Source organism: Nocardia sp. NPDC003963 (assembly GCF_053605105.1).
Genome location: NZ_JBSGIP010000020.1, coordinates 48,986 through 63,999, shown reverse-complemented (window position 1 = coordinate 63,999; position 15,014 = coordinate 48,986). Strand labels below are relative to the sequence as shown.

The 15,014-nt window shown below is 67.2% G+C and carries 18 protein-coding genes and 1 other RNA gene; 8 read left to right on the top strand and 11 right to left on the bottom strand.

The features are described 5' to 3' along the window. Window positions 1–23: 23 nt before the first annotated feature. From modA to ACWEWT_RS25270, 3 genes are read right to left on the bottom strand one after another with little or no spacing between them, the layout of a single operon-like run. A complete protein-coding gene (modA, locus tag ACWEWT_RS25280) occupies window positions 24–824 on the bottom strand; it encodes a molybdate ABC transporter substrate-binding protein (protein ID WP_452562518.1) in 801 nt (266 codons plus the stop codon). A gap of 2 nt (window positions 825–826) precedes the next feature. Further along, complete coding sequence (locus ACWEWT_RS25275) at window positions 827–1,225, bottom strand: TOBE domain-containing protein (protein ID WP_452562517.1); 399 nt, start codon at window positions 1,223–1,225, stop codon at window positions 827–829. A 54-nt stretch (window positions 1,226–1,279) separates the two neighbouring features. Continuing rightward, window positions 1,280–1,531 (bottom strand): hypothetical protein, encoded by a 252-nt coding sequence (locus ACWEWT_RS25270; RefSeq protein ID WP_452562516.1) that lies wholly within the window; start codon window positions 1,529–1,531, stop codon window positions 1,280–1,282. A gap of 91 nt (window positions 1,532–1,622) precedes the next feature. Between ACWEWT_RS25270 and ACWEWT_RS25265 the strand changes: the two genes are divergently transcribed. Further along, window positions 1,623–2,249, top strand: a complete 627-nt coding sequence (locus ACWEWT_RS25265; RefSeq protein ID WP_452562514.1) for a Fic family protein — start codon at window positions 1,623–1,625, stop codon at window positions 2,247–2,249. An 18-nt stretch (window positions 2,250–2,267) separates the two neighbouring features. Here ACWEWT_RS25265 and ACWEWT_RS25260 read toward each other — a convergent pair whose 3' ends face one another. After that, window positions 2,268–2,780: an N-acetyltransferase family protein gene (locus ACWEWT_RS25260; RefSeq protein WP_452562513.1), complete on the bottom strand. Its 513-nt coding sequence runs from the start codon at window positions 2,778–2,780 to the stop codon at window positions 2,268–2,270. Window positions 2,781–2,992: 212 nt separating this feature from the next. Here ACWEWT_RS25260 and ACWEWT_RS25255 point away from each other — a divergent pair, with 212 nt between their 5' ends. Continuing rightward, complete coding sequence (locus ACWEWT_RS25255; RefSeq protein WP_452562512.1) at window positions 2,993–3,928, top strand: hypothetical protein; 936 nt, start codon at window positions 2,993–2,995, stop codon at window positions 3,926–3,928. A gap of 170 nt (window positions 3,929–4,098) precedes the next feature. Here the strand turns inward: ACWEWT_RS25255 and fabG are convergent, their stop codons facing one another. Further along, a complete protein-coding gene (gene fabG / locus ACWEWT_RS25250; RefSeq protein WP_452562510.1) occupies window positions 4,099–4,851 on the bottom strand; it encodes a 3-oxoacyl-ACP reductase FabG in 753 nt (250 codons plus the stop codon). A gap of 232 nt (window positions 4,852–5,083) precedes the next feature. Between fabG and ACWEWT_RS25245 the strand changes: the two genes are divergently transcribed. Then, a complete protein-coding gene (locus ACWEWT_RS25245; protein WP_452562509.1) occupies window positions 5,084–5,533 on the top strand; it encodes a DUF4870 domain-containing protein in 450 nt (149 codons plus the stop codon). Window positions 5,534–5,614: 81 nt separating this feature from the next. Here the strand turns inward: ACWEWT_RS25245 and ACWEWT_RS25240 are convergent, their stop codons facing one another. Next, window positions 5,615–6,502, bottom strand: a complete 888-nt coding sequence (locus ACWEWT_RS25240; RefSeq protein WP_452562508.1) for an alpha/beta hydrolase — start codon at window positions 6,500–6,502, stop codon at window positions 5,615–5,617. A gap of 228 nt (window positions 6,503–6,730) precedes the next feature. Between ACWEWT_RS25240 and rnpB the strand changes: the two genes are divergently transcribed. From rnpB to ACWEWT_RS25225, 3 genes are all read left to right on the top strand, one after another. Next, window positions 6,731–7,145, top strand: an RNA gene (gene rnpB / locus ACWEWT_RS25235) — RNase P RNA component class A. Between the two features lie 182 nt (window positions 7,146–7,327). Further along, the gene (locus ACWEWT_RS25230; RefSeq protein ID WP_452562506.1) at window positions 7,328–7,852 is read left to right on the top strand and encodes a hypothetical protein; all 525 of its coding nucleotides are present in this window, start codon (window positions 7,328–7,330) and stop codon (window positions 7,850–7,852) included. A gap of 14 nt (window positions 7,853–7,866) precedes the next feature. After that, window positions 7,867–8,694, top strand: a complete 828-nt coding sequence (locus ACWEWT_RS25225; protein ID WP_452562504.1) for an NAD(P)H-binding protein — start codon at window positions 7,867–7,869, stop codon at window positions 8,692–8,694. A 115-nt stretch (window positions 8,695–8,809) separates the two neighbouring features. On the opposite strand, the gene ACWEWT_RS25220 is transcribed toward ACWEWT_RS25225, so the two are convergent. Continuing rightward, entirely contained in the window at window positions 8,810–9,199 is a 390-nt protein-coding gene (locus ACWEWT_RS25220) for a hypothetical protein (protein WP_452562503.1), read from the bottom strand. A gap of 421 nt (window positions 9,200–9,620) precedes the next feature. Here ACWEWT_RS25220 and ACWEWT_RS25215 point away from each other — a divergent pair, with 421 nt between their 5' ends. Beyond that, a complete protein-coding gene (locus tag ACWEWT_RS25215; protein ID WP_452562502.1) occupies window positions 9,621–9,917 on the top strand; it encodes a hypothetical protein in 297 nt (98 codons plus the stop codon). Between the two features lie 113 nt (window positions 9,918–10,030). On the opposite strand, the gene ACWEWT_RS25210 is transcribed toward ACWEWT_RS25215, so the two are convergent. The 4 genes from ACWEWT_RS25210 to panB all read right to left on the bottom strand — a co-directional run bounded on the left by ACWEWT_RS25210 (window position 10,031) and on the right by panB (window position 13,280). Continuing rightward, complete coding sequence (locus ACWEWT_RS25210; protein ID WP_452562501.1) at window positions 10,031–10,912, bottom strand: CHAD domain-containing protein; 882 nt, start codon at window positions 10,910–10,912, stop codon at window positions 10,031–10,033. After that, window positions 10,905–11,876: a prolyl aminopeptidase gene (gene pip / locus ACWEWT_RS25205; RefSeq protein ID WP_452562500.1), complete on the bottom strand. Its 972-nt coding sequence runs from the start codon at window positions 11,874–11,876 to the stop codon at window positions 10,905–10,907. The genes ACWEWT_RS25210 and pip overlap by 8 nt, the downstream gene beginning before the upstream one ends. Beyond that, window positions 11,876–12,319 carry a hypothetical protein gene (locus tag ACWEWT_RS25200; protein WP_452562499.1) on the bottom strand — a complete coding sequence of 148 codons (444 nt, stop codon included), beginning with the start codon at window positions 12,317–12,319 and terminating at the stop codon, window positions 11,876–11,878. Before ACWEWT_RS25200 ends, pip begins: the two co-directional genes overlap by 1 nt. Window positions 12,320–12,407: 88 nt before the next feature. After that, window positions 12,408–13,280, bottom strand: a complete 873-nt coding sequence (gene panB, locus ACWEWT_RS25195) for a 3-methyl-2-oxobutanoate hydroxymethyltransferase (protein WP_452562497.1) — start codon at window positions 13,278–13,280, stop codon at window positions 12,408–12,410. A gap of 175 nt (window positions 13,281–13,455) precedes the next feature. On the opposite strand from panB, the gene ACWEWT_RS25190 reads away from it, so the two are divergent. After that, a complete protein-coding gene (locus tag ACWEWT_RS25190) occupies window positions 13,456–14,988 on the top strand; it encodes an alpha/beta hydrolase (protein ID WP_452562495.1) in 1,533 nt (510 codons plus the stop codon). The last annotated feature ends 26 nt before the right edge of the window (window positions 14,989–15,014 follow it).

The window sequence follows — 15,014 nt, the reverse complement described above, 5'->3', positions numbered from 1 at the left end:
CCGGCGCCGCACCGGACCGGGGATCACGGGGTGTCGAAACCGGCCGTGGTGAAGACCGATCGAGCCTGCGGGGACAGCACGAAATCGATGAAGGCCGCGGCCGCGGCCGGGTTGGGTGCCGCCGCCACCGGCGCGATCGGATAGTCGTTGACCGCCTTGTCCGCCTCCGGGAACTCGATCCCGGTGACCTTGTCGTCCGCGGCCCGGACATCGGTCCGGTACACCAGGGCGGCGTCGACCTCACCGAGGGTGACCTTGGTGAGTACCGCCTTCACATCGGGTTCCCGGGTATCGGGTTGCGGGGTCACCCCGGCCGCGGCGAAGACCTTGTCGGCGGCCGCACCGCACGGCACCTGTTCGGCGCACAGCGCGATCCGCGGCTCCGGGCGGCCGAAATCGGCCAGTCCGCTGATCCTGCCCGGGTTGCCGGTGGGCACCGCGATCTCGAGACTGTTGCGCACGAAGGTGACCGGTCCGGCCGTGATATCGCCCGACGCGACCACCTGCTCCATATTCCGCAGCGCCGCCGAGGCGAATACATCGGCGGGTGCCCCCTGCTCGATCTGCTCGGCCAGTGCCGAACTGCCGCCGAAGCTGAACACCACATCGACCCCCGGATGGGCCTGTTCGAACTGTTCGCCGAGCGTTGTGAAGGTTTCGGTGAGCGAAGCCGCAGCGAAAACGGTGACGGTCCCGTGGATCCCGTCGGGCGAAGTGTTACCGGATTCGTCACCGGAATCCGCACTGCCGCAACCCGCCAGAGCGGTGACCAGCACCGCCACCGGGACCAGACGGCGCACTACGCGCCCCAGCACTGTTCTCATCGTCAACTCTCCGGAATCTCGACCACCACATGCGTCGATTTGACCGACGCGACCGTCACACTGCCCACTTCGATCCCGAGTTCGTCCACCGATTCCCGGCTCAGCAGGGAGACCAGCCGGAACGGACCGGCCTGCATCTCCACCTGCGCCATCACCGTATCGGTGACCACCCGGGTCACGATGCCGCGCATCCGATTGCGGGCCGATGCCGCCACGGTCACCCCGGGTTCGGGGGCCTCGGCATTCTGCCGGGCGAATTCGGCCAGATCCCGGCCGCGCACACCTTTACGTCCGTTCTCCAGCTGGATCGCGGGGAGCCGCCCCTGATCTATCCAGCGCCGTACGGTGTCATCGCTGACACCGAGCAGCCCGGCGGCTTCCTTGACCCGCAGATACGTCACGATTCGGATTATAAAGCCGGATATGCGGAACAATGGAGGAAAGCGGCATACCTCTCAACCGGCCGGCAGCGGCAGGATCATCTCGTTTTCGGGACGGGGATCGTCCTCGGCGCAGGGTTCGGTAACTCCTGAGTGGGCTTCGATGCGCGGGCGAACCGGCCGGCCTTCCGCGGTCATGTCACGGCGGTACCATTGCTTGGCGAGATCGAGAGAGCGAGGTGTGGGTGGTGGATCGTCCTGCAAAGTCCAAGGTGGCAGTGAACAGAGAAGCAGTGAGGCGATCGGCTGTGCGGTCGACCAAGGCATCGGCGCGATTGGAGCGACGCACCGTGCCTGCTGGTTTCGTACGCTCGGAACGAGTCGTTCAGTTCTTGGCCGAGCGGCGACACGAAGCCTGATGTCTTTCGCGCCGGGCTACGGGGAAACTCCGGTATCCGAGGACGAAGCGAATATGCTGCTGTCCTCTGTGCGCGAGCTCCTCGGCGATCCCGTGGGCAAAGCGGCCGTCTACGACCTCGAGCAGGCCGTTCAAGCTGCGACAACCGAAGATCTCGTCATCGCGGTGATCGACGGCAGTCTGGATCTGGACGAGCTGCTCACCGATTACTTCTTGCGTGATCTACACGGCCGCCTCTATGGGGATATCTGGAGCTGGGCGGGGAGCTTCCGCCGTCGGGAGCTCAATATCGGTGTCGCCCCGGAGCACATCGCTGTCGATCTCCGCAGTTCATTGGAAACGATTCGATACCGCTGGCAACACACCGAAGATTGGTCGCCACGCCAACTGGGTATCGCTGCCCACGCCGAGACTGTTCGTATTCACCCGTTCACCGATGGCAACGGCCGTACGACACGGTTGCTCGCAGATCTCGTGTACGCAGCGGCTCAAAATGTGGTAAGCCCGGATCTCTATGACTGGGATCTCGAAAAGCAACGGTATATAGAACTCCTGAGGCAGTACGACAGGCACCGTAATCCTATAGAGCTTGCCGCGTACGTCGGGACCAAGCCGTTGGGTGAGTGATCTCCTCAGCCGGTCGTTTCAGCCGCTCATTCGCTGTGCCGAAGCTATTCGAGGCTGCGGTAGCGGCAGGATCATCTCGTTTTCGGGACGGGGATCGTCCTCGGCGCAGGGTTCGGTCACTCCGGTGCGGGTGAAGCCGTTTCGCAGATACAACCGTTCGGCCGGCCGGTTCTCGTCCAGGACCCACAACCGCAGAGCGGGGTGACCGCCCGCGGTGGCCCAGTCGATCGCGGCGCGGACCAGCCCATCCGATACGCCTGTTCCGCGCACCTGCGGTGCGGTCCACATCGACACCAGTTCGGGCCCGTTCGCGGTGACGATCACCCCCGCCGAACCCAGGGACACCGAATCGGAGTCGGCCACGAAGAACGGATCCCGGCGTGCGGTCCACTCCCGCCATCGCTGTTCGTCCCATCGAAGTGCTTCGGCATGGGTGCCGGAGAAGGTTCCGGGCGGCGAGCCGGCCAGTGCGTCCAGGCGGACTGTGCGCGCGATGGACCAGTCGCCGGGGGTGATGCGTCGTATCAGCATCGTCCGATGGTGCGAGGGGTGTCCGGATACGACAAGGTAATTCCCGGAGCGCGCGGCTTCGCGGGCCGGATGTGAGCAGTGGTGGCGGCTCGTGAACCCGGCCAGGACCCGCACCACCCCCACACCGTTCACCGGTCGTGGGAAGCGGTGTGTCCACCGATCGCGTCAGAATCATGAAAACTGTTGTGCAGAGTGCATTCTCATCGCTATCGATGAATCGCGACAGGGCTGGGGTCGGTATGTCCAAAGGCGGTGACGATATTGCTCGTCGGGCCGCGGAAGAGGCGGCCGAACGTGTCGCCAAGGCCCTGGGGCAGTGGTCGAGATCCACGAGGGAGGGGATTTCCGCCGGTATCGCCGGCCGGGCGCGTGGCGGTGAGAGCGCGATATCGGCTGCCGAGGGCAAAGCCGTGCGGCAGGTTACCGGCGCCGACCCGGGGCCGGGTTCCGCGTCGGCCGACCGCGGGTCGGTTTCCTCCGATATCGCGGTGGTACGCGGTAACGACCTGATCGACGAAGTCGATTACGTCTCGCTCCGGGCCAAGAGCGGCGACGGCGGTCCGGGCGATCCGGTGCTCGCCGAGATCTATCGTCTGCAAGGCTTCGACGGGCTGCCCACCGTGACCGGTCGCGCTGGAGTGGACAAGCTCGTCAAGAGGGGCGACTGGGAACTCTTCCGGGGCTTTGCCGCCCGGGACGGTGTGTCCGCACGGGAATACGCCGAACAGTTCAGGTCCGGCCTGTACCTTCCGGGCCGGACCCTCGACTATGTCGGGGTCGGGAACGGTACCTGGGTCACACCACTGAAATCGGAGGCCGCCCGCTATGCCGGCGGCGATGCCGAGGGAGTGGTCCGAATGGCGTTACCCCGCAGCGGTCCGCGGATCGGGACGTATGAAGACTTGGCCGCGGAACAGAGCAGAGTACTGGCTCCGGTCGAACAGGAGATCCGTCTGTTCGAGGCCGCGGGGGCACGAAAGGAAACCAACGATCGGCTGTGGGCGCTGGAGGACAAGCGCGAAGTCGTGGCCGATACCGGAAGGTTCGCGGCCCTCCGCGGATACGACGCGTACACCACTCCCTGGAAGAACGAGGCGGGGCAGTATTGGATCGTCCTGAACCGGACGGTCCTGGTCGTGGAGGGGTGATCCGTTGCCCGGGGCACCACACGATATCCGGATGATGTACCGACCCCGGGCGCCGCCGAACTGCCTTTCCGTGGAAACGGCAGTTCGGAGTACGACCGCTCACGCCCGGGCCCCGTGTAGCGATACGGGTGGGAGCAGGCGGCCCGGTGGCCGTACCACTCCCACGGCACTCAGTCGCGCGGACCGCCCGCGACATAGATGACCTGTCCCGAGACGAAGCCCGCACCCTCGCTGATCAGGAAAGACGCGGTATGCGCGATATCCTCCGGATATCCGACGCGGTGCACCGGGATCTGCGCGGCGGCGCCCTTCTGGAAGTCCTCGAAATCCACCCCGACCCGGGCGGCGGTGGCCGCGGTCATATCGGTGACGATGAACCCCGGGGCGATCGCGTTGGCGGTGACCCCGTACTTGCCCAGTTCGAAGGCCAGGGTTTTGGTGAAGCCCTGCATACCGGCCTTCGCGGCGGAATAGTTCACCTGGCCGCGGTTGCCCAGTGCCGAGGTGCTGGACATATTGACGATGCGGCCCCACTTCTGCTCGACCATGTACTTCTGGGCGGCCCGGGTCAGCAGGAAGGCGCCGCGCAGGTGGACGCCCAGCACGGTGTCCCAGTCGTCCACACTCATCTTGAACAGCAGGTTGTCGCGCAGCACCCCGGCGTTGTTGACCACGACGGTGGGTGCGCCGAGTTCTCCGGCCAGCCGTTCCACCGCGGCGTTCACCGAATCCTCCTCGCTGACATCCGCGCCGAGCGCGATCGCCTTCCCACCGGCGCTCTCGATCGCCGCGACGGTTTCGGCGCAGGCGGCTTCGTCGAGGTCGAGGACCCCGACCTGCAACCCGTCGGAAGCCAGCCGTTTGGCGATGGCCGCCCCGATTCCGCGGGCGGCGCCGGATACTACTGCGATCCTCTCGGCCATCAGTTCGAAGTCCTCTCGTGTGGTCGACTGTTCTTACGCCATCTAACAGTGTGCGGGGTTGCGGATCGAGGGGGTGGCCGGACAAGATCTGCGAGTCGGTGCTGTGCGTATCGGACAGTGCCGGGGCGGCGTGTCCGATAATTCACCTAGGTGTGGGTTTTCCGCACTCCCCAAATGGGTAGCGGGCCATCTATTCTCGAAACAACCTATTCGCCAGGCAGTTTGGAATGTGATGACCACACCCCAGCCCCCGTACGATCCGACGACGGGCAATCCCTATCCTTCGCAGCCCGGGGCCGATGTCCCACCGTCCTACGGCCCCGGCCCGAATCCCTACGGCGCGCCGAATCAGGCCCCGGTCTCACCCGCCGATGCCAAGACCTGGGCCATGTTGGCCCATTTCGGCGGTATCGTGCTCGGTTTCGTCGCACCCCTCATCGTCTGGGTGATGTACAAGGACCGTGACGAATTCGTGCGCCGGCACGCGGTGGACGCATTGAACTTCCAGATCGTGCTCGCGATCGCCTACGTGGTGTCGGCGGCGCTGATGATCGTGCTGATCGGGTTGCTGCTGTTCCCGATCGTCTGGATCGCGGGCATCGTGTTCTCGGTGCTCGCCGGTATCGCCGCCAACAACGGCCGCGAGTACAAGTACCCGTTCAATCTCTCGCTCGTGAAGTAACAGGTGTCCCCGGGCCGGCGATCCGGCCCGGGAGCATCCGTCGCGGTACCGGATGGGCGCAGTGGTATCCGGTCCCCACGGTCAGGGACGCAGCACCGAGGTCAGGAACTCGGTCTGGTCGTAGACGGCCTGCTCGAACAGTTCGTCGAAGTACAGGTCGAAATGACCTGCCGGATATCGCTTCACCACCGCGTGCTTGGTTTTCCCGGCAGCGCGCAGCGCGGGCTTCACCGGGGTGATCGAATCGTTGTCGCACAGCGCGTACAGCACCGGCATCTTCAATTCCTTCGCATGCCGTGCGGGCCGGTCGAACAGGATGGAGAAGGCGGCCCGGGCCGCGATCTTCGGCCGGTAACTCGGACTCTCCTCCGCCAGCCGCCCGAATCCGCCCGGTACGTCCGCTCCGGTCATCATCGCCGTGGCGCGTTTACGCCCGGCCAGCCGGATCTGGACCGGTTTGCGCAGGATCGTGCCGAACAGCAGGTCGGAAGTCGCCAGGAAGCCGACCTTCACGAAGCTCAGCAGCCCTTTCGCCAGTGCGGAGGAGAATCCGCTGACGAACGGCACCTGCGCCACCACCGCCGCGATATAGGCATCGTCGGGAGCCACCGACAGAGCGTGGCCACCGCCCAGCGAGGTGCCCCACAGCGCGATACGGGTGGCATCGAAACCGCGTAGCGTGCGAGCGTAGGCCACGGCTGCGGTCCAATCCTCGCGCTGCCGAGCGATATTGACGAGCTGCCGGGGGTCGCCGTCGCTGCCCCCGAAATGCCGATAGTCGAAGACCAGCACCCCCATCCCCGCCGCGGCGAATCGCCGCGCGAACCGATCCAGTCCCATTTCCCTGTTGGCACCCAACCCGTGCCCCATCACCACGATGGGGCGAGGCTTGGGCGGGCCGGCCGGTAGGTACAGCCAACCGGCACATTTCTGACTTCCCGACGGGAAGCCGACCTCGACACGCTCCATGAGCATCGACCGTACCGAGTTTCCACCTGCGGTGGGCTATCCGGTCGGGTGGACGCGGGATGATGCAGTCCCGCCGGATCCGCTCGGTAGCCGGGGGAGCAGAGCGGAACGATGACCGGCGAACTGGCCCGGCGCCGGGTGATCATGTTCGGTCGCGTACCCGTGGCCCCGGTGTGTGACGTGCGGCGGCGGACCACGGAACGGTACCGAGTATTCTGTTGCGGCGGATGAGTCGGCCGGGCGGTCGCGGCGCCGGGAACGGGCACCCAGTGGTGTCACGCTCGGTGCCGAGGAAAGTCCGGACTCCACAGAGCAGGGCGGTTGCTAACGGCAACCCGGGGTGACCCGCGGGACAGTGCCACAGAAAACAGACCGCCCGCGGCCCGAGAGGGTCGTGCGGTAAGGGTGAAACGGTGCGGTAAGAGCGCACCAGCGCCCCGGGTGACCGGGGCGGCTCGGTAAACCCCGCCCGGAGCAAGGTCGAAGATCGCACCGCAGGGTGCGGTTGCGCAGGTGTTCGAGGGCTGCTCGCCCGAGCCTGCGGGTGGACCGCTCGAGGTACCCGGCGACGGTGTGCCCAGATGGATGGCCGCCCCCCGGTGCGAACCGGGGACAGGATCCGGCTTAGAGGCCGGCTCATCCCGCGCCCGCGCGAACTTGCCCATGACCGGGCCTCTGGGCATACGATGTCCTGTGCCGGGAGGCCCGGAGCCCCATTCCGATGTTGCCGCGCGACCATCGCAACGCCGGGATGGAGACGGGCGGACCGTCCCGATGCACAGCCGGGGGACACCGGGTGCCCCTGTCGTTACCAGGGAAAGCGCCATGAGAGCCAGACAATTCGCCGCCGTAGCCGTCCTATCCGCGGCATTGCTCACGGCGTGCGGGACCGACGAGGAACCGGTCGTGCAGACCACGACCGTCCTATCCGCCGAAACCGAAGCAGTAGCCACGGCCGTGCCCTCCGCGACGAAAACGCGGGGACTGTACGAACCGACCGAAACCGCCAGGGGCCAATCCGGTCTGGAGGCCTCGATCCTGTCGGTGGACGATGTGAATTCGCAGGTCGGTCCGGTCACCGTCGTGACCATCCAGATCGTGAACGTCACGGATACGGTGTGGGCCGGTTCCAACTGGACCATCCCGACCGTGGTCTACGGCGACGACGGTGTCGCGGCCGCGCATGTGCTGTCACCGACCGAGGGTTTCGGGGACGGGGTGGTCGGTTCGATCCCGTCCGGATCCCGGCAGACGGTGAAACACGCGTACAAGGTGGCGAAAGCGCAGCTGAATCCGGCTGTGGTGACCGCCGGTTCGGTGATCTGGGAGGGTGATTTCTCGAAGTTCTAGCGATAAGGGGAGAGATGACGATTCTCGTCACCGGCGCCACCGGCAATATCGGCCGCAAGGTCGTCGATCAGCTGATCGTCCGCGGCGCGACCGATATCCGCGCGCTCACCGTCGACCCGGTGAAGGCCGCGTTGCCGGCCGGGGTCGAGGCGGTTCGCGGGTATCTGCGCAGGCCCGAAACGCTGCCGGCCGCCTTCGCGGGCGTGGATCGGATGTATCTGGCTTCGGTCCAGAGCGGAGCGGACCAGGTGGTCGAGCTGGCGCGCGCCGCCGGGATACGCCATATCGTCGACCTCTCCGGAGAGCCGGACAGCTGGTGGGGCGCGATCGCGACGGCGATCGAAGACAGCGGTATCGCCTGGACACATTTGTGGCCCGGGGATTTCATGGAGAACACGGGGATGTGGGCGCAGCAGATCCGGGCGACCGGTGCGGTGCGCGAGCCCGATCCCCATGCCGGCAGTACGCCGATCGCGATGGACGATATCGCGGCGGTGGCGGCAGTGGCACTGACGCAGGAGGGCCATCTGGGCCGCGCGTACGCGCTGACGGGTCCGGAGAAGCTGAGCCGGGCGGATCTGGTGCGCGAGATCGCGGGTGCGCTGGGGCGTGAGATCGGATTCGTCCGGGCCACTCGGGCGGAGACCGTGCGAGCGTTGACCCCGGCGATGGGCGACAACGCGCAATGGTATGTCGACAATGTGCTCATCGGGCTCGATGCGCACACTCTGGCGCCCAATCGGGTCGCCGAAGAAATTCTCGGCCGTCCGGCGACCACCTTCGCGCAATGGGCCGCGCGGTATGCCGTCGAATTATTCGGCGCGGTCCGGCGCGACGGCTGATCGGAAAGTCCAGCGTTTCGAACGGATCCGCGATTCGAGCCGATGATCATTTACCGGTGAATTCCACGGCGGTTGCCGAGCTGTGGAATTCACCGGCCCGCCGATAACCGCGCGACTACTGGTCGCGGCACATGACCGCGACCATCTGATAGACCGCCTGAGCCTCCGGTTCGGTCGCTTCGGTCCCCCCGGTGGCGAGGCGGCCGGTCAGCTCGGTGAGCACCTCGTCCTCCGGATCGCCGGCCCGGACCGCGGCGCAGGTCTCGGTGAAGGTCGCGGTGAGTGCGGCATCGTCACGACCCGCGGCCAGATCGGGGAACGCCGAGCGGAATCCGATCACGAAGGAACCGGCCTTCACCTGGTCGATCTGTGCGGTATCGGGGTTCGTCGAGGTCGTTGTGGCGGGCGCCGGACTCGACGATTCGGCGCTGTCGCTCCGGCAGGCGGCCACGCCCGGTAGGACCGCCACGAGGACGGCGGTGAGTAAGGACAGAGGTCTGTTCACGGCCGGATGGTAACTCCGCGAGATGGACACCGTCCCCCGCCGGGCGGGGGACGACGTTCATCCAGCGGCTACTCAGGCCGAGGGACCGATCACGAGCATCTGCGCAAAGGCCGTGGCCTGCTGCGGGCCGACGAGGGGAAGCAGATAGTCATAGATGAGAGTGGACATACGTGATGAAACTCCAGCTCGGGATGTAGTCGGACGCTTACGGTTCGCCACAGTATCAGTTGCCGGGTGGACGCGACCTTTTCCGGCGGGATTCGTGTAGAAGTGGCATAAATGGTGATCGCCGTCATAAAGTGGGCGGGGTCGGCAGGCTCGTCCGGTGCCCTGGAGTTCACGGGCGAGCCGATTCATACCTATCGGAAGACAGGTCACAACACATATGCGGGTAGCACGTTCCTTGGCAACCGGAGCTTTGATGGCCGGGGCCGCATCTGTTCTCGCTACCGTGGGCGCCGGCTCGGCCGGTGCCGTCGCGGTGACACCGCTGCCCGGTGGAGTGCGGGTGGACCTCAGCCCGGCGGATACCCGCTGGGTGGATCAGAACAATATCGGGCAGGCGGTTGCGGGTATTCCGCATCCGTCGGCTCCGTCGTTCGGTCAGGCGCTGGACGCGGCCGCGGCCGTATCCGCGGCCCAGCCGAACGGCCGGGTCGTTTTCACGGTGTTCGGTCCGCTGCACGAACTGAGCGGCTCGATGCTGGCATTGCAGTAGATCGCACGGATTTTCCGTACCGTCGGGCCGGTACCGGGGCAACCCGGTACCGGCCCGCACTGTCTGCGCCCGGATCGGAAAGTGTTGTGCCGCTGCGGATACGGGGTGCGCGATCAGGCCGTATCGAGGGCGGCAGCCGCCGCGGGATACTGTGCCAGACAGCGGCCGGCCGCGGTGTCCTCGGCATCGGCGAGCCGCTCGAACAGTGAGGTGTCCGCACCGGCGGTACGCGCTTCGGCGGCCCGGGCGCGCAGCGCGTCATGGGATTCGACCGCGTCACGATGATCGCCCAGCACAGTCTGCAGATGTTTGGCCCGTTTACCCAGATCCGCGGCGGGATCGCCGAGGACAGCCGTGGCGGCCTCGCAGGAATACCGTAAACGTTTGGCGCTCTTACGGATATCGTGCAGCAGCTCGACCCGCTCGGCGGGGGCCACGGTCGGTTCGGCCCGCACCAGCCGCCGCACTCTCTTACGATCCCTGCGCAGCACCGAGTCGAATATCTCACCGGCCGGCGCCCCGATCACCGCGGCGCGCAGCGGTGGCTTCTTACGCCACTTCCTCAACTCTCGTCGCATCGCGCGATAGCGGTCGCTGTCCAGTGCCGTGAGTATCTCGCCGTGCGCGGCGGCGTACCGGTCGCGTTCGGCGCGGACCAGTCGGTCCCGGGTGGATTCCAAGGCGGCCGAACCCGGGTCGGCGAAGCGGTCCAGCAGCGCGGCGAAACGTTCGGCGCGCACCTCCGCATCGCGTGCGACGCCCAGTATCCCGGCCAGCCAGGCGAGTTCGGTGCGGATCCGGTTGTCCGCGTCCGGGTCGACCAGGGTCTTGTAGGAGCGCAGCACACTGCGCAGGCGCCGGGTCGCGACCCGCATCTGGTGTACCGAATCCTCGGCGTCGGCGCGCACCTCCGGTTCGGCGGTGAGCAGCCGCTCGATATCGGCCTTCAGGGCTTCGGTGAGTGCGGTGCCCGCCTCGATCGGCTTGTCACCCATGATGTTCCACCGCCGCGAAGGTATCGGTCGCCTCGACCAGATGATGGGTGATCCCCGGCTCGGCGGCGGAATGCGCGGCATCGTCGACGATCCGCAGCCGCGATCCCGGCCAGGCGCGATGCAGATCCCACGCGCTGATCGCGGGGCAGACGATATCGTGGCGGCCCTGCACTATGACGGCGGGAATATGGGTGATCGCGCCGATATCGCGCAGCAGCTGGGCTTCGTCGAGGAAGCCGCCGTGCCGGAAATAGTGGTTCTCGATGCGGGCGAAGGCCAGCGCGAACCGGGGATCGGAGGTTTCGGCCACCCGCTCCGGATCGGGGAGCAGCGAACTGGTCGCGCTCTCCCAGGTGGTCCAGGCGAGCGCGGCCGCGGTGGCGGTCTCGGGGTCGCCGGAACTCAGCAGCCGGTGGTAGGCCTCCACCAGATCGCCGCCGCGTTCGGCCTCCGGGACCGGGGCCAGGAACTTCTCCCATTCGTCCGGGTAGACGTAACCGGCGCTGCCGTTGTAGTACCAGTCGATCTCCTTGCGGCGCAGCAGGAAGATACCCCGCAGTACCAGCTCGGTGACCCGCTCGGGGTACCGCTGCGCGTAGGCCAGCGACAGTGTCGAACCCCAGGAGCCGCCGAAGACCAACCAGCGCTCGATACCGAGTTTCTCGCGCAGCGTTTCGATATCGGAGATCAGATGCGCGGTGGTGTTCACCGACAGATCGGCACCGTCGGCGATATGCGGGGTCGAACGGCCGCAGCCGCGCTGATCCAGCAGCACGATCCGGTAGCGGGCGGGGTCGAAGTACCGGCGGTTCAGTGGTGCGGTGCTACCGCCCGGTCCGCCGTGCAGGAACACCGCGGGTTTGCCGTCCGGGTTTCCGCTGGTCTCCCAGTACACCGCCTGGCCGTCGCCGACCTGGAGCATGCCGTGATCGTAGGGCTCGATCGGCGGGTACAGCGGGCGCATCAGAACGCCAGGCCGGAGGCCAGGTCGGGGAGCTCCAGCGCGCGGATCGCTTCACTGTGCACATCGGAACAGGTCTCGGTGAGCACCCGGTCGACCACGGCCTTGTCGGCCAGGACCTGGGCGTTGATACCGCCGTTGGTGAGCGCCCATTCGTGGACCATGGCGTTGAGCCCGATCCGTCCCAGGGTCGGCCCCTGGACCCGCCAGTTCGACAGCTCCGGCCGCATCATGTCGCACAGGTTCTGGGCGGCCTTGTCCGGGACCTCGAGCGGAGTGGCCGGAGCGGCGCTGCTCGTACTCGCCGAGGTGGTGGAGGCGGCGGAAGCGGCCGGGGAGGTATCCGGCGAACCGGTCTGCACACCACCGCAACCGGTGAGCAGCACCGCCCCGCACACTCCCGCCACCGTGAGGGCACCCCGTGTTGTCCAAGCGCGTCGCCGCATCAGTACCTCTGACCTCGAGTCGAAACCGTCGATACCGAGTTTGCCATCCCGCGCCGGGGTGGGGGCCCGCTCCGAGTTCCGGTGCGGATCAGAAACTGTGTTCCGGGCCCGGGAACGTCCCGTCGCGTACCTCGTCGGCATAGGCGGCGGCCGCCGCGCGTAGTTCGTCACCTATCGCCGCGAAACGCTTCACGAACTTGGCGGTCTTCCCGCTGGTGAACCCGGCCATGTCCTGCCAGACGAGCACCTGGGCGTCACAGTCCACGCCGGCGCCGATACCGACGGTGGGGATACCGAGTTTGCTGGTGACCTGCGCCGCGACCGCGGCCGGGACCATCTCCATCACCACCGAGAACGCGCCCGCGGCCTGTACCGCGATCGCATCGGCGAGCAGTCCTTCCGCGCCCGCGCCGCGGCCCTGGACACGGTAGCCGCCGAGGGTGTTGACGCTCTGCGGAGTGAAACCGATATGGGCCATCACCGGGATACCGGCGGAGGTGAGCAACCTGATCTGGTCGGCTACCCGTTCACCGCCCTCGAGTTTCACCGCGTGCGCACCCCCCTCCTTCATGAACCGGGTCGCCGTGGCGAGCGCCTGTTCGGGGGAGCTCTCGTAACTGCCGAACGGCAGATCCGCCACCACCAGCGCGTGCGGCGCGCCGCGCACCACCCCGCGGACCAGCGGGATCAGCTCGTCGGTGGTGACGGGCACGGTGGTCTCGTACCCGTACACCACGTTGGCGGCCGAATCGCCGATCAGTAGGACGGGGATACCGGCCTCGTCGAAGAGGCGGGCACTGGAGTAGTCGTAGGCGGTGAGCATGGCCCAGCGCTCGCCCGTCGCCTTCATCTGCTGTAGATGCTGGACGCGGGTGGGTCGCCGGGCCGGTGCCGCCGCAGCGGCCGGGCCGCTGTCCGGTGCGGCACCGTACGCGGGCGTTTCCGATGTGGAATCGGGCATGCCGGATGATACGGACATCATCGTCCCTTTCGTCTCCTCGAGGCCCTGACCGGGTCCCCGGGTCTGGTTGACGTCTTCCAGTGTGCACCCGCGCCCGAGCCCGGATTAAGCCCGCGACCAGGTGCGGTTCGTCACATCCCCGGGACCGGGGCCCGCCCCCGCTAGCATTGCGGCGGTGCGGAGCGGGTGTGGAGTGCTGGCGGGTGTGCTGGCGGCGGCGACGGTGCTCGTCGCGGGATGTGCGGACGAGGCCCGGGAGCAACCGGCCCCGCCCGCGCCCGTCCCGGCCGAACTGAGCCGTTTCTATACCCAGGCCCTGACCTGGGAGCCCTGTGCCGCCATCACCGATCCCGGCGTCACCCTGCCGCCGGCCGCGCAGTGCGCCCGGATCGAGGTACCGGTCGACTACGCCGATCCCGACGGCCCGACCGCGCGACTGGCGGTGTCGAGGATGCGGGCCACCGGCGCGAAGATCGGATCGCTGTTGATCAATCCCGGGGGTCCGGGGATATCCGGGCTGTCCACCGTGACGCTGGGCGGTGGGACCGAGGTGGCCGAACGGTTCGACCGGGTGGGGTTCGATCCGCGCGGGGTCGGCGCCTCCACTCCGGCGGTCGACTGCCTGACCCCGCAGGAAGCCGATGCCGATCGAGCCGAACTCCCGGTGCCCAATACGCCGGAGGGCATCAGCGAGGCCGAGACCGAGAACCGTGAATTCGCCGACCGCTGTGTGGCGCGTACCGGTACGGACTTCCTCGCCCATCTCGGCACTCGCGAGGTGGTCCAGGATATGGACATCATCCGGTCGGTACTGGGTGATCAGAAGCTGAACTATCTCGGTTACTCCTACGGCACCCGGCTCGGTTCGGCCTACGCGGAGAAGTTTCCGGGCAATATCCGCGCCATGGTGCTGGACGGCGCGATAGACCCCACACAGGACCCGGTCGCCGAATCCTTGCGCCAGGCGGCGGGGTTCCAGAAGGCGTTCGACGCCTACGCGGCCGATTGCGCGCAGGCCCCGGAATGCCCGCTGGGCACCGATCCGGCACAGGCGGTACCGCGTTTCCGCGCCCTGGTGGACCCGCTGTGGGATGCGCCCGCCGCCACTGCCGATCCGCGCGGGCTCAGCTACGACGATGCGATCACCGGCGTACAGCAGACTCTGTACGGCACCGATTTCTGGCCGGTGCTCACCGTCGGGCTCACCGAACTGGCCCAGGGCCGTGGGGATACGCTGCTGCAGTACGCCGATATGTACAACGGCCGCCGCGACGACGGCACCTACGACAACGTCACCGACGCCTTCGAAGCGATCCGCTGTGTGGACGATGCCCGGATCGACGATCGCGCGGTCGCGGGCCGGCAGGACACCGAGTACCGCCGGGCCGCGCCGTTCCTGGACGACGGCCGCGGTACCGGGGCGGCGCCGCTGGAACTGTGCGCGGCGTGGCCGGTACCCAACACCAGCCGGCCGCACGAGATCACCGTGCAGGGGTTGCCCGAACTCGTGGTGGTGTCCACCACCGGTGATCCGGCCACCCCGTACCAGGCGGGCGTCGACCTCGCCGACCAGCTCGGTGCGGCGCTCGTCACCCATGAGGGCGACAGCCATACGGTGGTCTTCACCGGGGGCGCGACCTGCGTCGACGACGCGGTCGTGAGCTACCTGGTGGACTTGTCGGCCCCGGCCGAGGGACTACGGTGTTGACCCGACACACAGCGCAGCGCGTCATG

Coding starts and splice junctions, on each gene's coding strand:
- ACWEWT_RS25265 (WP_452562514.1), top strand. CDS start 1,623: ATGTCTTTCGCGCCGGGCTACGGGGAAACTCCGGTATCCGAGGACGAA.
- ACWEWT_RS25215 (WP_452562502.1), top strand. CDS start 9,621: ATGGCCGGGGCCGCATCTGTTCTCGCTACCGTGGGCGCCGGCTCGGCC.
- modA (WP_452562518.1), bottom strand. CDS start 824: ATGAGAACAGTGCTGGGGCGCGTAGTGCGCCGTCTGGTCCCGGTGGCG.
- ACWEWT_RS25240 (WP_452562508.1), bottom strand. CDS start 6,502: ATGGAGCGTGTCGAGGTCGGCTTCCCGTCGGGAAGTCAGAAATGTGCC.
- ACWEWT_RS25255 (WP_452562512.1), top strand. CDS start 2,993: ATGAATCGCGACAGGGCTGGGGTCGGTATGTCCAAAGGCGGTGACGAT.
- ACWEWT_RS25225 (WP_452562504.1), top strand. CDS start 7,867: ATGACGATTCTCGTCACCGGCGCCACCGGCAATATCGGCCGCAAGGTC.
- ACWEWT_RS25230 (WP_452562506.1), top strand. CDS start 7,328: ATGAGAGCCAGACAATTCGCCGCCGTAGCCGTCCTATCCGCGGCATTG.
- ACWEWT_RS25210 (WP_452562501.1), bottom strand. CDS start 10,912: ATGGGTGACAAGCCGATCGAGGCGGGCACCGCACTCACCGAAGCCCTG.
- ACWEWT_RS25245 (WP_452562509.1), top strand. CDS start 5,084: ATGACCACACCCCAGCCCCCGTACGATCCGACGACGGGCAATCCCTAT.
- ACWEWT_RS25270 (WP_452562516.1), bottom strand. CDS start 1,531: ATGCCTTGGTCGACCGCACAGCCGATCGCCTCACTGCTTCTCTGTTCA.
- ACWEWT_RS25260 (WP_452562513.1), bottom strand. CDS start 2,780: ATGCTGATACGACGCATCACCCCCGGCGACTGGTCCATCGCGCGCACA.
- panB (WP_452562497.1), bottom strand. CDS start 13,280: ATGCCCGATTCCACATCGGAAACGCCCGCGTACGGTGCCGCACCGGAC.
- fabG (WP_452562510.1), bottom strand. CDS start 4,851: ATGGCCGAGAGGATCGCAGTAGTATCCGGCGCCGCCCGCGGAATCGGG.
- ACWEWT_RS25200 (WP_452562499.1), bottom strand. CDS start 12,319: ATGCGGCGACGCGCTTGGACAACACGGGGTGCCCTCACGGTGGCGGGA.
- pip (WP_452562500.1), bottom strand. CDS start 11,876: ATGCGCCCGCTGTACCCGCCGATCGAGCCCTACGATCACGGCATGCTC.